The sequence below is a fragment of the Streptomyces sp. NPDC057438 genome (assembly GCF_042802995.1).
Lineage (GTDB): Bacteria > Actinomycetota > Actinomycetes > Streptomycetales > Streptomycetaceae > Streptomyces.
This window is the reverse complement of sequence record NZ_JBHVDD010000001.1, coordinates 1-17,255: the sequence shown is the minus strand read 5'-3', so window position 1 is coordinate 17,255 and position 17,255 is coordinate 1. Positions and strand designations below refer to the sequence as shown.

The window sequence follows — 17,255 nt, the reverse complement described above, 5'->3', positions numbered from 1 at the left end:
CGGTCTTGGACGACGCCGGCCTGTCCGCGACATACGCGCGGGCTGCCCGCCGTTCCGATCGTCATGTGTTGCCCACGCTTCCGCGTTCATGCCCTGAGCAAGGCGGTCCTACCAGCCCACATGCACTTACGCAGCGCCCGGGAACCGCGCGGGAAATCCGGAGCACGCGAACGAAGCAAGGCATCCACAACCGCAAGGGGCGGCAGCCGCAGCCACCGCCCCCTCTCACGCCTCGTCTCAGGTCGTCGACCTTCGCCGCCGCGCCCCCGGCCGCCGTTCGCTCGGACGGGTCACGGGGTCGCCCGCCTCGGTCGCGGCGGCCCGCCGCCGCAGGCCGAAGTCCGCCAGCGCCTCCGCCAGCCGGTGCACGGACGGCTCGGGAGCCATCACGTCCACCCGCAGCCCGTGCTCCTCGGCCGTCTTGGCCGTGGCGGGGCCGATACAGGCGATCACCGTCACGTTGTGCGGCTTGCCGGCGATGCCCACCAGGTTCCGCACGGTGGACGACGAGGTGAACAGCACGGCGTCGAAACCGCCGCCCTTGATCGCCTCTCGGGTCTCGGCCGGCGGCGGCGAGGCCCGCACGGTCCGGTACGCGGTGACGTCGTCGACCTCCCAGCCCAGCTCGATCAGCCCGGCCACCAGCGTCTCCGTGGCGATGTCGGCCCGCGGCAGGAACACCCGGTCGATCGGGTCGAAGACCGGGTCGTACGGCGGCCAGTCCTCCAGAAGTCCGGCGGCCGACTGCTCACCGCTCGGCACCAGATCCGGCTTCACACCGAACGCGATGAGCGCCTTGGCGGTCTGCTCGCCCACCGCCGCGACCTTGATCCCGGCGAAGGCGCGCGCGTCGAGCCCGTACTCCTCGAACTTCTCCCGCACCGCCTTGACGGCGTTGACGGAGGTGAACGCGATCCACTCGTAGCGGCCGGTCACGAGCCCCTTCACGGCCCGCTCCATCTGCTGCGGCGTCCGCGGCGGCTCGACCGCGATCGTCGGCACCTCGTGCGGTACGGCCCCGTACGAGCGCAGTTGGTCGGAGAGCGAGGCGGCCTGCTCCTTCGTACGCGGCACGAGGACCCGCCACCCGAAGAGCGGCTTGTTCTCGAACCACGACAACTGGTCGCGCTGGGCCGCCGAGGAACGCTCGCCGACCACCACTATCACCGGCCGGCCGCCCTCGGGCGAGGGCAGCACCTTGGCCTGCTTCAGCGTCTGCGCGATCGTGCCGAGCGTCGCGCTCCAGGTGCGCTGCCGCGTCGTCGTACCGGCGACCGTCACGGTCATCGGCGTATCGGGCTTGCGGCCGGCCGCGACCAGCTCACCGGCGGCCGCGGCCACGGTCTCCAGCGTCGCCGAGACGACCACGGTCCCGTCCGACGCCCCGACCTCCGCCCAGCACCGGTCGGAGGCCGTGCGCGCATCGACGAACCGCACGTCCGCGCCCTGCGCGTCCCGCAGCGGCACACCGGCGTACGCGGGCACACCCACGGCGGCGGCCACACCGGGCACCACCTCGAAGGGCACGCCGGCGGCGGCGCACGCCAGCATCTCCTCGGTGGCGTACGTGTCGAGTCCGGGGTCCCCGGACACCGCACGCACGACCCGCTTGCCGCCCCTCGCGGCCTCCATGACAAGATGTGCCGCATCCCGCACAGCGGGTGCACCAACGGTTGTTGACGCGCCGTCAACAACCGTCAGCTGAGGCGTGCCTGTGCCCGAAAACGTATCCGCTGAAGTAGCCGCGGAAGAGGCAGAGGACGCCGCAGTCAGAGCCGACGGCGGGCTCGAGTCGGTGTCCAGTAGGGCGACGCCGGCGCGGGCGTGCGTACGCACCACGTCGAGCACATCGTGCTCGGCGATGAGAACGTCCGCGTTCGCCAGGGCCTCGACGGCGCGCAGTGTCAGCAGTCCCGGATCCCCGGGTCCGGCACCGAGGAAGGTGACGTGACCGTGGTCCGGACCGGCGGGAAGGGTGGTGGGGCTCAATGTGCTCGCTCCCCCATCAGACCGGCCGCGCCCTTAGCGAGCATCTCGGCGGCGAGTTCACGGCCGAGCGCCATTGCTTGGTCGTACGTCTCGGGCACGGGACCGGTGGTGGACAGCTGCACCAGCGTCGAGCCGTCGGTCGTGCCGACGACGCCGCGCAGGCGCATCTCCTTGACAGTCTGCCCGTCGGCCAGAAGGTCGGCGAACGCACCCACAGGTGCGCTGCAACCGGCCTCCAGGGCGGCGAGCAGGGACCGCTCGGCGGTCACGGCGGCCCGGGTCCCCGGGTCGTCGAGCCCACCGAGCGCGGCGATCAGCGCAGTGTCGTGGGCGGTGTGCCCCGCCCTGCACTCGATCGCCAGTGCCCCCTGGCCGGGGGCGGGCAAAACAGTGTCGACCGAGAGGAAGTCGGTCACCTCGTCGAGCCGTCCGATGCGGCTCAGTCCGGCGGCGGCCAGGACGACGGCGTCCAGCTCGCCCTTCCGCACGTATCCGATGCGCGTGTCCACGTTCCCGCGGATCGGCACCGTCTCGATCGAGAGCCCGTGACTGCGCGCGTAGGCGTTCAGCTGGGACATCCGGCGCGGCGAACCGGTACCGACCCGGGCGCCCTCGGGGAGCCGCTCGAAGGTCAGTCCGTCCCGGGCGACCAGGACGTCCCGCGCGTCCGCGCGCACCGGCACGGCGGCCAGCGCCAGCTCGTCCGGGTAGGCGGTCGGCAGGTCCTTGAGGGAGTGCACGGCGAAGTCGACCTCGCCGCGCAGCAGCGCCTCGCGCAGCGCGGCGACGAACACGCCCGTGCCGCCGATCTGCGCGAGCTGCTCGCGGGAGACGTCGCCGTACGTCGTGATCTCCACGAGTTCGACGGGCCGCCCGGTCAGCCGGCGGACCGCGTCCGCCACCTGCCCGGACTGGGACATGGCGAGGGTACTTCGCCTGGTCCCGAGCCTCAGGGCCCTGTTGTGCGGCTCACTCATGATCGCCCTCGGTTCTCGGCGTTCGCTCCGACGTACTGGCCGCCGGCTGTGCGCTGGTCGCTGTCCTCGGCCCGGGACACGGCGGCGACCGTCTCCTGGTCCAGGTCGAAGAGGGTCCGCAGCGCGTCCGCGTACCCGGCGCCGCCGGGTTCGGCCGCGAGCTGCTTGACCCGTACGGTCGGCGCGTGCAGCAGCTTGTCCACCACGCGCCGCACGGTCTGGGTGATCTCGCCCCGGTGCTTGTCGTCGAGGCCGGGCAGCCGGCCCTCCAGGCGGGCGATCTCGCTCGCGACGACATCGGCGGCCATGGCGCGCAGCGCCACGACGGTGGGTGTGATGTGCGCGGCCCGCTGGGCGGCGCCGAAGGCCGCCACCTCGTCCGAAACGATCCTCCGCACCAGGTCGACGTCGGCGGCCATCGGCGCGTCGGCGGAGACCTCGGCGAGCGACTCGATGTCGACCAGCCGCACCCCGGCCAGCCGGTGCGCGGCCGCGTCGATGTCGCGGGGCATCGCCAGGTCCAGCAGCGCCAGCACGGGCGCGGGCCGGGGCACCTCGACGACCGCCTCGGGACGGCGCAGCTCGGTGATCCGTCCGCTGACGGCGACGGCCGCGGCGAGCGCGGCGATCAGCTCCGCGTCGGCGGCGGGCGTACGCGGGGCCTCGCGCTCCGGCGTGCGGCGGCTCGCGCGCCGGTCCACGGTCGCGTTGTCCACCCAGGCCGCGTGCTGTTCCAGCGTGGCCGCGTCCATCCCGGCGACCGCGTCCTCCCCGTGCACGGAGAAGCCGCCGCCCTGGACGGCGGGCAGGTCGAGCGGGCAGTCGTCGTCACTGCCGACGGAGGTCGGCGGCAGGACGGCACGTATCCCGGTACGGATCTCCGGTCGGGCCGCCGGTCCGGCGGGGACGCCGTCGGGCACCCGGCCCTCGACGGCCGCCGCGACCATGTCGGCGGTCAGGACCAGGCCCGTGGCGCCCGTACAGGAGACCGCGATGTCAGCACGTGTCAGCTCGCCCGGCACCGACGCCATCGGTACCGCGCGGGCCAGCACGTCCGTTTCGCCCTGCTCGGTGAGGATCTGGGCGAGCCGCTCGGCCCGGTCGTACGTCCGGTTGGCGATCACGATCTCGCCCACGCCCGCGCGCGCGAGGGTCGCGGCGGCCAGCGAGGACATGGACCCCGCGCCGATCACCACGGCCCGCTTGCCCCGGGCCCAGCTCCCGACATCGGCGCCCGCGGTGAACTGCTCCAGGCCGAAGGTCACCAGCGACTGCCCGGCCCGGTCGATCCCGGTCTCGGAGTGCGCCCGCTTGCCGACCCTGAGGCTCTGCTGGAACAGGTCGTTGAGCAGCCGCCCCGCGGTGTGCAGCTCCTGGGCGCGGGCCAGCGCGTCCTTGATCTGCCCGAGGATCTGCCCCTCGCCGACGACCATCGAGTCGAGCCCGCAGGCCACGGAGAACAGATGGTGGACGGCCCGGTCCTCGTAGTGCACGTACAGATACGGCGTGATCTCGTCGAGGCCGACCCCGCTGTGCCGGGCGAGCAGCGTGGACAGCTCGGCGACGCCCGCGTGGAACTTGTCCACGTCCGCGTACAGCTCGATGCGGTTGCAGGTGGCGAGGAGCACGGCCTCGGTGGCCGGCTCCGCGGCGACCGTGTCCTGAAGCAACTTGATCTGCGCGTCCACGGACAGCGCGGCCCGCTCCAGCACACTCACCGGAGCGCTGCGGTGACTCAGCCCGACGACCAGGAGACTCATGCCGGCATCACGGCGGGGACATCCCCGTCGGGCCCTTTCCCTGGCTCCTGGGGAGCCGGCGCCACGGCGGCGGCCTCGGCCGCGGCCTCCTCGCCGGCCTTGCGCTGCTCGTGGAACGCGAGGATCTGCAGCTCGATGGAGAGGTCCACCTTGCGGACGTCGACCCCGTCCGGCACGGACAGGACGGTGGGCGCGAAGTTCAGGATCGACGTGATCCCGGCGGCGACCAGCCGGTCGCACACCTGCTGGGCGGCACCGGCGGGCGTGGCGATCACACCGATCGACACACCGTTGTCGTCGATGATCTTTTCCAGCTCGTCCGTGTGCTGCACCGCGATCCCCGCGACCGGCTTGCCCGCCATCGCCGGGTCGGCGTCTATCAACGCGGCCACTCGGAAACCACGGGAGGCGAACCCGCCGTAATTGGCCAGAGCGGCGCCGAGATTACCGATACCGACGATCACGACCGGCCAGTCCTGGGTCAGCCCCAGCTCACGCGAGATCTGGTAGACGAGATACTCGACGTCGTATCCCACACCCCTGGTCCCGTAGGAACCGAGGTACGAGAAGTCCTTGCGCAGCTTCGCGGAGTTGACCCCCGCCGCGGCCGCGAGTTCCTCGGATGAAACGGTGGGTACCGAACGCTCGGAGAGCGCGGTCAGAGCACGGAGGTACAGCGGAAGTCTGGCGACGGTGGCCTCGGGAATCCCTCGGCTACGGGTCGCCGGTCGGTGAGTTCGGCCAGTTGCCACGGTGCTCCTGCGGGTAGAGCGGGGCTGCGGGCGGTCGTGCGTCCCCAGACCGCCCCGTCGACAGCAGGCTATGTCTTTGTGAACGCGTGCACAAAGATGGTGTCCGATTTGCCCGGCCAACGTGACCGGGGTCACGCACACCCGACGCACGCGTACGGAACCGGCGCACACGCACCGTCGTTCCTCACCGGACGCCTTGCACGACAGGGGCAAAACCGCACACTCTCCTCACGAATCCCGCCCCCGAGACCAACCAGCCCATCGATCCTAAGCGACTATTGGGACCACTTGGACTGGTCGGTCAGGTCACATCATCGTCACCTTGATGCGAGGGCTTTGCGAAGGCGCTCCTCGTTCACCCGCCAGAAGGTGTGCTGAGCGCCGTCCACCAGCACGACCGGAATCTGCTCCCAGTACTGCCGGTGCAGTTCCGCATCCTGGTCGATGTCCTTCTTCTCCCAGGGAACGCCCAGCTCACCGCAGACCTTCCCGATCACCGCCTCGGCGTCGTCGCAGAGATGACACCCGGATTTCCCGATCAGTGTGACGAGACGCTCACCGGAATTCTTCGGCGTCCGCCGGAACATGGCACTCATGACGGCCATTGTCACCCCACGCCCGATGTCCCCGCCCCTTGCGCACCACACCACGCACGACCTGCTCTTTTCCCCGTCGGCCGCGGCCCGTTCCGCACCGGGACACGCCGTCGGCGGCACTTCTTTAACGGCACGGTCGCGGAGAGTTCACAGCCCGCGAACCCTTCGGCTCCGGAACCGCCGAACGGACTGGCTATGCTCACGACATGGCCGCTCTCGGATGGCTCACTCCCCGTAGGCGCTCCGCCACGGCGCGGAGCGTTTTGGCAGGCGAGGCCTCTGCGGAGGCAGCGCGCAAGTCCTCCCAGGAGTTGGAGGACATCTCCCCCGCACCCGACGCCGTCAAGGAACCGGAATTCCCGGTCCTCGGCGACGACAGGGCCGCCGCGTTCTTCGATCTCGACAACACCGTCATGCAGGGCGCCTCGCTCTTCCACTTCGGCCGCGGCCTGTACAAGCGGAAGTTCTTCGAGACCCGCGACCTCGCCCGATTCGCCTGGCAGCAGGCGTGGTTCAGGCTGGCGGGGTCCGAGGACCCCGAGCACATGCAGGACGCCCAGAACTCCGCGCTCTCCATCGTCCAGGGCCACCGCGTCGCCGAACTGACGATCATCGGCGAGGAGATCTACGACGAGTACATGGCCGAGCGCATCTGGCCGGGCACCCGCGCCCTGGCGCAGGCGCACCTCGACGCCGGCCAGAAGGTCTGGCTCGTCACCGCCGCGCCGGTGGAGATCGCCCAGGTGATCGCCCGCCGCCTCGGCCTGACCGGCGCCCTGGGCACGGTCGCCGAGTCCGTCGACGGCGTCTACACCGGCAAGCTGGTCGGCGAACCGCTGCACGGCCCCGCCAAGGCCGAGGCCGTGCGCGCCCTGGCCGTCGCGGAGAGCCTCGACCTCTCCCGCTGCGCCGCGTACAGCGACTCCCACAACGACATCCCGATGCTGTCGCTCGTGGGTCACCCGTACGCCATCAACCCCGACAGCAAACTCCGCAGGCACGCCCGGGACATGGACTGGCGTCTGCGGGACTACCGCACCGCCCGCAAGGCCGCCAAGGTCGGCCTCCCCGCGGCGGCGGGCGTGGGCGCGGTGGCGGGCGGAACGGCGGCCGCGATCGCCCTGCACCGCCGTCGCCGCTGAAACTGAACTGTCTGTCGTTTTTCGAACGCCGGAGGGGCTGGGAAACCAGCCCCTCCGGCGTTCGCGCGTCCGGCCCCGCGACCCCGCATTCCAGCGGTCCTACCCCCTCTCCACCCCCCTCAGTCACGCCGTCCGCACCCGACCACAACACGCCCCACACCCAGACGGAACACGAACCCAATCGATCAACAACCGATCACGGACGTGTACTTGAGCAGCCGTCAATCAGTAACAGAAGCGACGTAATCGATGATTTGAGCAACTGGGTGTAGCAGTGCCTGCACGAAGCGTTATTCTCCTCAAACGCAAACCGGTACCCCTCCGTCGCTACGACGGGTGAAAGGTTCCGCACTGCACGTGATGGAAGCTCTGCCTCTGGGAGTCCCGTGTACCCACACGTCGGGGTTGACGCCTCGGGCCTGGCTACGCTGCGCGCGACGGTCAACCAACTGTTGCGCGGCTTCGTCCCCACCGCGTACGCCGTCCCCGCCCTCGCCACCTCCGCCGCGCCCGTCGGCCCGTGCTACGCACTGGCCGACGGCAGTGCGGCGGTGGGCAGACGAGGTCGTTCGGGATCCACCGCCACGACCACCCGCCGTCCCGCCGCGGACAGCGACAGCGCCCGCATGATGGACCTCGTCGAACGCGCCCAGTCCGGCGAGGCCGACGCCTTCGGCCGCCTGTACGACCAGTACAGCGACACGGTCTACCGCTACATCTACTACCGCGTCGGCGGCAAGGCGACCGCCGAGGACCTCACCAGCGAGACGTTCCTGCGCGCCCTGCGGCGCATCGGCACGTTCACCTGGCAGGGCCGCGACTTCGGCGCCTGGCTGGTCACGATCGCCCGCAACCTGGTGGCCGACCACTTCAAGTCCAGCCGTTTCCGGCTGGAGGTCACCACCGGCGAGATGCTCGACGCCAACGAGGTCGAGCGCTCCCCCGAGGACTCCGTCCTGGAGTCCCTCTCCAACGCGGCCCTCCTCGAAGCCGTACGCCGCCTCAACCCCCAGCAGCAGGAGTGCGTCACGCTCCGCTTCCTGCAGGGCCTCTCCGTCGCCGAGACCGCCCGCGTCATGGGCAAGAACGAGGGCGCGATCAAGACCCTCCAGTACCGCGCGGTCCGCACCCTCGCCCGCCTCCTCCCGGACGACGCCCGCTGACCCCGCCGACCGGGACCACCGCCGCCGAGCGACACCGCGCCGAGGGTGGCGACCGGACACGCTCCGCGCTCCTCAACTCACCCTCCGTCGAAGTCCGTTGACTTCCCCGCCGAATCACCCGCCGTCCGTAACCCAAGTGCCACGCCGCTCGTTGTGCGGGATACAGGCTCCCTGTGGTCGCGCCTGGCCGACACCGATCACTCGATCGTGTGGACCGGCCGGGGACGTGCAACCCTCAGGACCCCCTGGGGAGTCGACCGTCATGACGAGAGGAGGTGCCGCCAGTGATCGCGAACGTATCGGCGCACCGGCGGGCGAACGCCTTCGCCCAGGCCCTGGAGGAGCTGTCCGACCAGGGCACGGCGGCCGAGCGGCCCGAGGGATCGGCACCGGCCCCGGCAGCGCGTCAGACCGAGCAGGGCCACATGCTGGCCCTCACCACCGGTCTCGACGAGCTGCCCAAGCCGGTGCTCGACCCCGAGGTCAAGGTCGTCCATCGCGCCCAGTTGGTGGCCGCGATGGAAGCCATGCTGCGGGACGGCACGCTGCCGGGGCGCGAGGCGTCGGACCCTTCGGTGCCCGAACAGCGATCGGGGAAGGCGCGGGGCGCGCACCGGGCAAGTCCGCTGGGCAAGCTGCGACCACGGTCCCGTCTGACGAAGGGCCTCGCCGCGGGCGGGCTCAGCGTCGGGGTGGCCGCGAGCGCGTTCGGCGGTGTGGCAGCCGCCAGTTCGGACGCCCTGCCCGGTGACTCGCTCTACGGCCTCAAGCGCGGCATCGAGGACGTGAAACTCACCTTGGCCGACGACAGCGACGACCGGGGCCGGCTCTATCTGGACCAGGCGTCGACCCGGCTCGGCGAAGCCCGCCGCCTCATGGAGCGCGGCCGGAGCGGACAGCTCGACCACGAGTCCCTCGGCGAGATCCGCCGCGCCCTCACCGGGATGCGGCACGACGCCTCCGAGGGCCATCGCCTGCTCCACGAGGCGTACGAGCGGGATCCGGAGTCCCTGGGCCCCATCCGGGCCCTCTCGGCGTTCTCCCGGTCCCACCGCGAGGCCTGGGGCGCCCTGCGCGACCGGCTGCCCGTGCAGCTCGGAGACGTGAGCCGGCAGGTCTCGTCGGTCTTCGACGCCATAGACGACGAGGTCGCCCCGCACTCGTCGCTCCTGCCCCAGCCCCCCGCACCGGGCGGCGACGGCCGGCAACGCTCCGCGGGCTCCGGCACCCCCGGCACCACCGACCCCGGCCGCCCGGCCCCGAGCGCCACCGAGGGCTCGACCGGCGGCGACAGCGAGGACACCAACGGCAAGCCGAAGCCGTCCACCTCGGCCGGCGGCGAGGGCCTCGTCGGCGGCACCACCGGCGGCCTGCTCGACCCACCCCAGCAGGACACCGCCACCACCTCCCCGTCCGCCGGCAGGTCCGCCCCGGCCGAACAGCCCGAGGTCACCCTCCCTCCGCTCCTCCCGGGCCTCCTCCCGAGCCTGGGCATCGACGGCCAGAACAGCGACTGACCCCTGACGACGGTGGGGGCGCCCTTCTTCGAGAAGGACGCCCCCGCTGTCGTACGACCGCCGCGACGGCTAGAAGAACACCGACCGCCGCTGCACCAGCAGCTTGTACAAGGTGTGCTGGATCTGCTCGCGAACCTGGTCGGTCAGGTTGAACATCAGCATCGGGTCCTCGGCGGCCTCCGGCGGATAGCCGTCCGTCGGGATCGGCTCGCCGAACTGGATCGTCCACTTCGTCGGCAGCGGCACCGCGCCCAGCGGACCGAGCAACGGGAACGTCGGCGTGATCGGGAAGTACGGGAAACCGAGCAGCCGGGCGATCGTCTTCGAGTTCCCGATCATCGGATAGATCTCCTCCGCGCCCACGATCGAGCACGGGATGATCGGCGTGCCGGCGCGCAGGGCGGTGGAGACGAAGCCCCCGCGCCCGAAGCGCTGCAGCTTGTAGCGGTCCCCGAAGGGCTTGCCGAGGCCCTTGAAGCCCTCCGGCATGACCCCGACCAGCTCGCCCTGCTGCAGCAGCCGCGAGGCGTCCTCCGCGCACGCGAGGGTGTGGCCGAGCTTGCGGGCCAGCTCGTTGACCACCGGCAGCATGAAGACCAGGTCCGCCGCGAGCAGCCGCAGGTGCCGCCCGGTGGGGTGGTTGTCGTGCACGGCGACCTGCATCATCAGGCCGTCCAGCGGCAGCGTCCCCGAGTGGTTGGAGACGATCAGGGCGCCGCCGTCCGTCGGGATGTTCTCGATGCCCTTCACCTCGACCCGGAAGTACTTCTCGTACACCGGCCGCAGCAGGGACATCAGCACCTGGTCGGTGAGCTCGGCGTCGTAGCCGAAGTCGTCGACCTCGTAGTCACCTGTGAGCCGCTTGCGCAGGAACGCCAGTCCGCCCGCGATCCGGCGCTCCAGGCCGCCGCCGTCGTGTGCCTCGCCGGCCTCCAGGGGCGGCTCCGGCTTCTCCCGTGTCACAGGAACATCATCGGTGCTGGTCGGCCGTCCGGGGAGGGCCTGGACCTCGCCGGATTCACGAACATCCCGGACGACCGCGTTGTCGCCCTTGCGCCGGCTCCCCGTACTGCGCCGACGCGGCGGGCGCTGCACGGCGCCGCCGCGCGTCCGGTCGTCGTCGAAGGGAATGACCTTGGCATCCGCCATCGTTGATGCGCTCCTCAGTTGGCGCTCTGCGTCGGGGGGTGGCCGCCGCCCGGCGTGGACACGGGCAGGGCGGCGATCCGGTCGATGGCCCCAGCGAGGGCCTCCGGGGGCAGGAGGCCGGGGCCCCTGCTGCGGGCGAAGTCGGCGAACGTCTCCGCGGTCGTGTATCTGGCCTTGTAGCCCAGTGTCTCGCGCATCTGGTTCGTCGACACGACCCGCCCGTGGGTCAGCAGCCGCATCTGCTCCGGCGAGAAGTCGGTGAAGCCCAGCGTGCGAACCATCGAACCGACCCAGCTCACGGCCGGCATCAGCAGCGGCACCGTCGGCCGGCCGAGGCGCCGCGCGCACTGCGAGAGCAGCAGGACGCCGTCACCCGCGATGTTGAACGTGCCGCTGTTGAGCGTGCCCCGCGCCGGCTCGTGCGAGGCGATCCGCAGCACCTCGATGACGTCGTCCTCGTGCACGAACTGCAGCCGCGGGTCGTAGCCCAGCACGGTCGGCAGCACCGGCAGCGAGAAGTACGAGGCGAGCGGTGAATCCGCGCTCGGCCCGAGGATGTTCGCGAACCGCAGCACGCACACGGCCACGTCCGGCCGCCGCCGGGCGAATCCGCGGACGTACCCCTCGACCTCGACGGTGTCCTTGGCGAAGCCGCCGCTGGGCAGCGACTTGGGCGGCATGGTCTCGGTGAACACGGCCGGGTCACGCGGCGCGGACCCGTACACGTTCGTACTGGACTTCACGACCAGCCGCTTGACCAGCGGGGACTTCTGGCAGGCACCGAGCAGCTGCATGGTGCCGATGACGTTGGTCTCCTTCAGCGTGGCCCGGCCGCCGCTGCCCAGCGGGGTGCCCGTGACGTCCATGTGCACCACGGTGTCCACGTTGTGCTCGGCCAGCAGGCGGGCTATGGCCGGCTGCCTGATGTCGGCCTGCACGAAGTCCGCGCCGCCCAGATGATGTGCCGGGGGCACCGCGTCGACCGCGATGACCCGGTCGACCTGCGGGTCCCGCTGGATGCGCCGCACGAAACGGCCCCCCAGCTGACGGGCCACCCCGGTGACGAGCACGACCTTCCCCAAGATCAGCGCCTTCCTTCCAGACGTCCGCTCACATAGGCGTAACTCTGCTCGTTCTCTGCCGCGTTCCCCGTGTGCCGCCACGTTAGCGGTTCGATGTTGCGGTGTGGTGACCACGACCCCGTCAATGACCGGCAAAAACAGCGAGCGCCGAAAAACACCGTGGCCCCCCACCGCATTCGGTGGAGGGCCACGGCAACGCGCTCTCAACAGCGCTCGCGCAAGAAAGCAAGGCGTGCGGCCCCCTTACGCGAGGGGGGCCGGCCAGGACCCCGTTCCCGGGGCCGGACCGCCTTACTTCTTGTTGCGACGCTGAACGCGGGTGCGCTTGAGCAGCTTGCGGTGCTTCTTCTTAGCCATCCGCTTGCGCCGCTTCTTGATAACAGAGCCCACGACTACCCTCGCTCACTTCTCATCACTCGGCGTTTGGGCGCCATGGGCCCATACGACCTACGAGGGGCTAGCCTACCCGTCCGAGCGCTGAGGTCGTAATCGAGGGGGAGCGGGGGGCTTCCGGAGGTACCGCACGGCCTCCGGGAGCCCCTCGGCCCCGGTGGCCGTCAGGCCGTCTCCACCCCCACATAGCTCTCGCGGAGGTACTCGTGTACCGCTTGCTCCGGCACCCGGAAGGACCTGCCCACCCGGATCGCCGGCAGATGACCGCTGTGCACCAGGCGGTACACGGTCATCTTCGACACTCGCATCACCGAGGCGACTTCCGCCACGGTCAGGAACTGAACCTCGTTCAGAGGCCTCTCGCCAGCTGCAGCCATGACACACCTGAACCTTCCGCACTCGACGGCCACCGGCTTCCCCTTCCGGTGACTCTTCGTCGTTGCGTGCTCACTCCCCAATGTAGGGGCGGGTGATGCGAGTGGGGAAGAGGGGATGCCATCGGCGGCCTACTGTGACAGACACGCCCGATTGAGTACGTAGCGGGTCAGTGGTCGGTAGTAATCAGACCGCACACCGTCATCAAGTGGAACGGCGACGGACACCCGCCCCTCCGCCTCACCCACGAACGGCGCCGGATCGTCCGTGTCGGCGAGGCCGATCGCCTCGAACCCCAGCTGACCTGCCCCGCAGAGCCATCCATGGTCCCCGACCACGAGTTCCGGGAGTGGCCCGCCGGCCTCCGCCGCGGCCGCCAGAACCGTCCGAACCGGGAGCGGCGAGTGGGTGTGCACGCCGGTCGCACAACCGGAGCGCAAGGCGGGCGCCTCACGGACGACGGCGACTCCTCGTACGTAGTCGAGGTTGTGCGTGCGTAGACCGAACCGGGTCGTTATGTCGACACGTCTACCCGTCGCTGGGGTGAGGACTTCACATCCCGCCGCCGACATGGCGTCTGCCAACGCGCCGTAGAAACCGATCAGCCGATGCGGATGCCCGGTGCCGAAGAGCACGGTCCCGCCACTGCGAGCGACCGCCGCGACACGTTCCGCAAAGCGGTCCAGCGCGCGCATCGTGCGCTCGGGGTCAATGACATCCTGCCCTGAAGTGCATCCCGGATCGGCCGAAACGCCGCACTTCTCCGCCATCAGATCGAGCACATCCCGCTGCCGCCAGGACAGTTCAGGATCGAGTCCGATCAGGAACCGAGGGTCCCGGGCCGCGAACAACCGATAGCTCCGCAGACTCGCCTCCCGGGCGGTGGCGACCCGCCCGGCCAGCCCGCAGGCCACCAGATGCTCCCGCAACGCCGCACCACTCACCACGCCCCGATGCTGACGCACAGCCCGCACCGCCACCCCGAAAACCCCCGCCCCGCCACACAGTTGGCGTAACCCCGCCGCCCAGGGGCGCGGAGAATGCACGAACGGAGTCCGGGGCGGAGCCCGGAGTCTCGGACGGGGGCCTCAGTGGGCACGCAGCCCCCTGAGGGAGGGGACGGGTAGGGGCGGCGGGGGCGAGAAAATCCCTACGGCAACAGCCCCCGCAACGGAAACACAGCCTTCCGCGCGGCGAGGACCGCCTGGTCCAGCCGGTCCGCGGGGTCGTACCCCGCCTCCCAGTCCGCCCAGGACACCGGCCACCGCCCGTCGGTCATCCGCGCCGGAGCCAACTGCCGCGTCCGGGCGAACACCTGCTGACGCCACTCCTCGGGAACGGCACTCTCCGGCGCGATCTCCCGCCCCGCCGCGATCGCCACCAGATGCGTCCACGACCGCGGCACCACGTCCACCACCGCGTACCCACCCCCGCCGAGCGCGACCCACCGCCCGTCGGCGTACGCGTGCGCCAGCTCGTGCAGCGCGACCTGCACCGCCCGCTGGGCGTCCAGCGACACCGCCAGGTGCGCCAGCGGGTCCTCGAAGTGGGTGTCGGCGCCGTGCTGGGTCACCAGCACCTGCGGCCGGAAATCCGCGATCAGCTCCGGCACCACCGCGTGGAACGCCCGCACCCATCCCGCGTCCCCGGTCCCCGCCGGCAGCGCCACGTTCACGGCCGACCCCTCCGCGCTCGGCGAGGCCCCCGTCTCCTCGGGCCAGCCGGTCTGCGGGAACAGGGTCCGGGGGTGCTCGTGCAGCGAGATCGTCAGAACCCTCGGGTCCTCCCAGAACGCCGCCTGCACCCCGTCGCCGTGGTGCACGTCGACGTCCACGTACGCGACCCGCTCCGCTCCCAGCTCCAGCAGCCGGGCGATGGCGAGCGACGCGTCGTTGTAGATGCAGAACCCCGACGCGCCCCCGGGCATCGCATGGTGCAGCCCGCCCGCGAAGTTCACCGCGTGCAGCGCGTCCCCGCGCCACACGGCCTCCGCGGCCCCCACCGACTGCCCCGCGATGAGCGCGGACACCTCGTGCATCCCGGCGAAGGCCGGATCGTCCACCGTCCCCAGCCCGTACGTCCCGTCCGCGCTCCGGGGATCGGCGGACGCGGCCCTGACCGCCGCCACGTAGTCCTCGCGGTGCACGAGCCGCAGGGTCGACTCCCCCGCCGGCTTCGCCGAGACGACGTCCATCTCCCGGTCCAGCCCGAAGGCGCTCACCAGGCTCCGGGTCAACGCCAGCCGGACCGGATCCATCGGATGGTCCGGGCCGAAGTCATAGCCCGTTACTGCCTCGTCCCACATCAGCTGTGCGCGGCCGCTCATGCCCGTCACCGTATCGGTCCGGTTCGGTCTCGAACGAGCGGGCGTACACCAACGTCACCAGCACCAGGACCATGGGCACGAGCATCGCCCCGCGATAGCTCCAGAGGTCGCCCAAAGCTCCCACCAACGGAGAACCGATCAGGAAGCCGACATAGTTGAAGATGTTCAGTCGCGCGACGGCCGCGTCCGAAGCTCCGGGGAACAGCCGCCCGGCCGCGGCGAACGTCTGCGGCACCAGCACACACAGCCCCAGCCCCAGCAGCGTGAACCCGAGCATGCCCACCCAGGCGCCCGGCGCCCCCGCCACCACGGCGAAGCCGACCGCCGCCACCACCGCTCCCGCCCGCACGACGGCCGCCGCCCCGAACCGCCGCACCCCGAAGTCACCGATGGAACGCCCGAGCAGCGTGGTGACCATGTAGACGTTGTACGGAACGGTCGACAGCTGGTCGGAGCTGCCGAGCACGTCCTGCAGGTACTTCGCACTCCAGTTGGAGACGGTCGAGTCCCCGATGTAGGCGAAGCACATCACCAGACAGAGCGGCAGCAGCAACTTGAAGGCGACGTTCCCGCCCTCCGCGGCGGCCGCCGGAACCTTGTCCTCGGGGCCGCCCCCGTCCACGTACCACCGACTCGCCACCAGGGCGGCCGGCAGCAGCACGGCCCCCACCGGCAGATACAGGGACAGCAGCGCCAGATCCCAGTGCGCCCCCACCCACGCCAGCGAGGCCCCGGCTATCCCGCCCAGGCTGTACACGGCGTGGAAACCGAGCATGATGCTCCGCCCGTACGACCGCTGCAGGCTCACCCCGAGCATGTTCATGGACGCGTCGAGCGCTCCGACCGCCAGCCCGAAGGCCGCCAGCGAGGCGCCCAGGACGACCATCTGGTCACCGGCACCGACGCCGAGCAGCGCCAGGAGCACGACGGGCTGGGACCACCGCAGCACCCGGCTCGGCGGCACTCGCTTCACGAGGTGCTCGGTGCAGACGCTGCCGACTCCGGCGAGGATCGGCACGGCGGCGAGGAAGAGGGGCAGCAGTCCGTCGGAGACGCCGTACCGGTCCTGGATGGCCGGAATCCGCGTCACGAGCAGCGCGAAGGCGACACCCTGAGCGAAGAAGCTGAACGCCAACGCGGCCCTACCGCGCCGCAGCACATCTGTCATGGCGGCACAGTAGGGGGCACGGCCTACTCATGGGTAGAGGAAGTTGAATACTGCTCAACTAAGCAGGTCGAGCAGCTCTCCCATGTCCGAAAAGTACCCCCTGGCTCCAGCCAGCTTCTCGGCGGGCGTCATCGCTGTGTACCCGTACACATCCATCCCTGCCGCGAGTCCCGCCCGCACGCCGAGAGGGCTGTCCTCGACGACGGCACACCGCTCCGGAGCGACGCCCATCCGCTCGGCCGCGTGCAGGAAGAGATCCGGAGCCGGCTTGCCCCGCCCCACGTCCTGCGCACTGAACTCGAGCCCCTCCCCGAACCACCGGTCGAGCCCGGTCGTCCGATGTCCGACCCGGATCCGCTCATGACTCCCGGACGACGCCACGCAGTACGGCACTCCGCCCGCGACCAGCTTCTCCAGTACCGCGACCACACCCGGTACGGGCTTCAACTCCCGTTCGAACCCGGCGAACACCCGCTGGTGGAAGACGTCGTCGAAGTCCTCCGGGAGGGTCTGTCCGGTCCGCTCCCGCACGAGCTCGTGAATGCGGTGCATCGCCGACCCCATGTAGTCCCGGATGGAGTCCTCGTACGAGGTCGGGTGCCCGAGTTCGGTGAGGTACTCGGCGAGGAGCCGGTTGGAGATGGGCTCGCTGTCGACGAGGACACCGTCATTGTCGAAGATCACGAGGTCGTAGCGCATGGTCCGACCCTAAACGAAGCCCAAACGCAGAAAACCCCCGCCGGTTTCCCGGCAGGGGTTTTCTCAATATTTGTTCGGCGGCGTCCTACTCTCCCACAGGGTCCCCCCTGCAGTACCATCGGCGCTGTAAGGCTTAGCTTCCGGGTTCGGAATGTAACCGGGCGTTT

The 17,255-nt window shown here is 70.7% G+C and carries 16 protein-coding genes and 1 rRNA gene; 3 read left to right on the top strand and 14 right to left on the bottom strand.

Annotated features, from left to right (window positions below):
- Positions 1-237: 237 nt before the first annotated feature.
- From ACFU5F_RS00085 to ACFU5F_RS00065, 5 genes are all read right to left on the bottom strand, one after another.
- Positions 238-1,989 carry a uroporphyrinogen-III synthase gene (locus ACFU5F_RS00085; protein WP_383879882.1) on the bottom strand — a complete coding sequence of 584 codons (1,752 nt, stop codon included), beginning with the start codon at positions 1,987-1,989 and terminating at the stop codon, positions 238-240.
- Positions 1,986-2,966 carry a hydroxymethylbilane synthase gene (hemC, locus tag ACFU5F_RS00080; RefSeq protein ID WP_383879880.1) on the bottom strand — a complete coding sequence of 327 codons (981 nt, stop codon included), beginning with the start codon at positions 2,964-2,966 and terminating at the stop codon, positions 1,986-1,988. The genes ACFU5F_RS00085 and hemC overlap by 4 nt, the downstream gene beginning before the upstream one ends.
- Positions 2,963-4,726 carry a glutamyl-tRNA reductase gene (locus ACFU5F_RS00075; RefSeq protein WP_383879878.1) on the bottom strand — a complete coding sequence of 588 codons (1,764 nt, stop codon included), beginning with the start codon at positions 4,724-4,726 and terminating at the stop codon, positions 2,963-2,965. Before ACFU5F_RS00075 ends, hemC begins: the two co-directional genes overlap by 4 nt.
- Positions 4,723-5,478, bottom strand: coding sequence for a redox-sensing transcriptional repressor Rex (locus ACFU5F_RS00070; protein ID WP_383879876.1), 756 nt, complete (start codon positions 5,476-5,478; stop codon positions 4,723-4,725). Before ACFU5F_RS00070 ends, ACFU5F_RS00075 begins: the two co-directional genes overlap by 4 nt.
- A 317-nt stretch (positions 5,479-5,795) precedes the next feature.
- Positions 5,796-6,083 carry a glutaredoxin family protein gene (locus ACFU5F_RS00065; RefSeq protein WP_383879874.1) on the bottom strand — a complete coding sequence of 96 codons (288 nt, stop codon included), beginning with the start codon at positions 6,081-6,083 and terminating at the stop codon, positions 5,796-5,798.
- Between the two features lie 197 nt (positions 6,084-6,280).
- Between ACFU5F_RS00065 and ACFU5F_RS00060 the strand changes: the two genes are divergently transcribed.
- The 3 genes from ACFU5F_RS00060 (at position 6,281) to ACFU5F_RS00050 (ending at position 9,896) form a co-directional block, all read left to right on the top strand.
- Positions 6,281-7,216 (top strand): HAD family hydrolase, encoded by a 936-nt coding sequence (locus ACFU5F_RS00060; protein WP_383879872.1) that lies wholly within the window; start codon positions 6,281-6,283, stop codon positions 7,214-7,216.
- Between the two features lie 386 nt (positions 7,217-7,602).
- Positions 7,603-8,379: an ECF subfamily RNA polymerase sigma factor, BldN family gene (locus ACFU5F_RS00055; RefSeq protein WP_020113793.1), complete on the top strand. Its 777-nt coding sequence runs from the start codon at positions 7,603-7,605 to the stop codon at positions 8,377-8,379.
- Positions 8,380-8,663: 284 nt separating this feature from the next.
- A complete protein-coding gene (locus tag ACFU5F_RS00050; protein WP_383879870.1) occupies positions 8,664-9,896 on the top strand; it encodes a DUF5667 domain-containing protein in 1,233 nt (410 codons plus the stop codon).
- A gap of 69 nt (positions 9,897-9,965) precedes the next feature.
- On the opposite strand, the gene ACFU5F_RS00045 is transcribed toward ACFU5F_RS00050, so the two are convergent.
- From ACFU5F_RS00045 to rrf, 9 genes are all read right to left on the bottom strand, one after another.
- Positions 9,966-11,045, bottom strand: a complete 1,080-nt coding sequence (locus ACFU5F_RS00045; RefSeq protein ID WP_383879868.1) for a lysophospholipid acyltransferase family protein — start codon at positions 11,043-11,045, stop codon at positions 9,966-9,968.
- A 14-nt stretch (positions 11,046-11,059) separates the two neighbouring features.
- Positions 11,060-12,127, bottom strand: a complete 1,068-nt coding sequence (locus tag ACFU5F_RS00040) for an NAD-dependent epimerase/dehydratase family protein (RefSeq protein WP_383879866.1) — start codon at positions 12,125-12,127, stop codon at positions 11,060-11,062.
- Positions 12,128-12,418: 291 nt separating this feature from the next.
- Positions 12,419-12,517 (bottom strand): 30S ribosomal protein bS22, encoded by a 99-nt coding sequence (locus tag ACFU5F_RS00035; protein ID WP_003948845.1) that lies wholly within the window; start codon positions 12,515-12,517, stop codon positions 12,419-12,421.
- 167 nt (positions 12,518-12,684) lie between these two features.
- Positions 12,685-12,897 (bottom strand): helix-turn-helix domain-containing protein, encoded by a 213-nt coding sequence (locus ACFU5F_RS00030; RefSeq protein ID WP_004984898.1) that lies wholly within the window; start codon positions 12,895-12,897, stop codon positions 12,685-12,687.
- Between the two features lie 129 nt (positions 12,898-13,026).
- Positions 13,027-13,842 carry a phosphatase gene (locus ACFU5F_RS00025; RefSeq protein WP_383879864.1) on the bottom strand — a complete coding sequence of 272 codons (816 nt, stop codon included), beginning with the start codon at positions 13,840-13,842 and terminating at the stop codon, positions 13,027-13,029.
- 203 nt (positions 13,843-14,045) lie between these two features.
- Positions 14,046-15,221, bottom strand: a complete 1,176-nt coding sequence (locus tag ACFU5F_RS00020) for an acetoin utilization protein AcuC (protein WP_383879862.1) — start codon at positions 15,219-15,221, stop codon at positions 14,046-14,048.
- On the bottom strand, positions 15,172-16,389 hold the full coding sequence (locus tag ACFU5F_RS00015) for an MFS transporter (RefSeq protein WP_383879860.1): 1,218 nt from the start codon (positions 16,387-16,389) through the stop codon (positions 15,172-15,174). The genes ACFU5F_RS00020 and ACFU5F_RS00015 overlap by 50 nt, the downstream gene beginning before the upstream one ends.
- A gap of 54 nt (positions 16,390-16,443) precedes the next feature.
- On the bottom strand, positions 16,444-17,088 hold the full coding sequence (locus ACFU5F_RS00010) for an HAD family hydrolase (protein ID WP_383879859.1): 645 nt from the start codon (positions 17,086-17,088) through the stop codon (positions 16,444-16,446).
- Between the two features lie 72 nt (positions 17,089-17,160).
- A 5S ribosomal RNA gene (rrf, locus tag ACFU5F_RS00005) occupies positions 17,161-17,255 on the bottom strand; the annotation flags it as partial.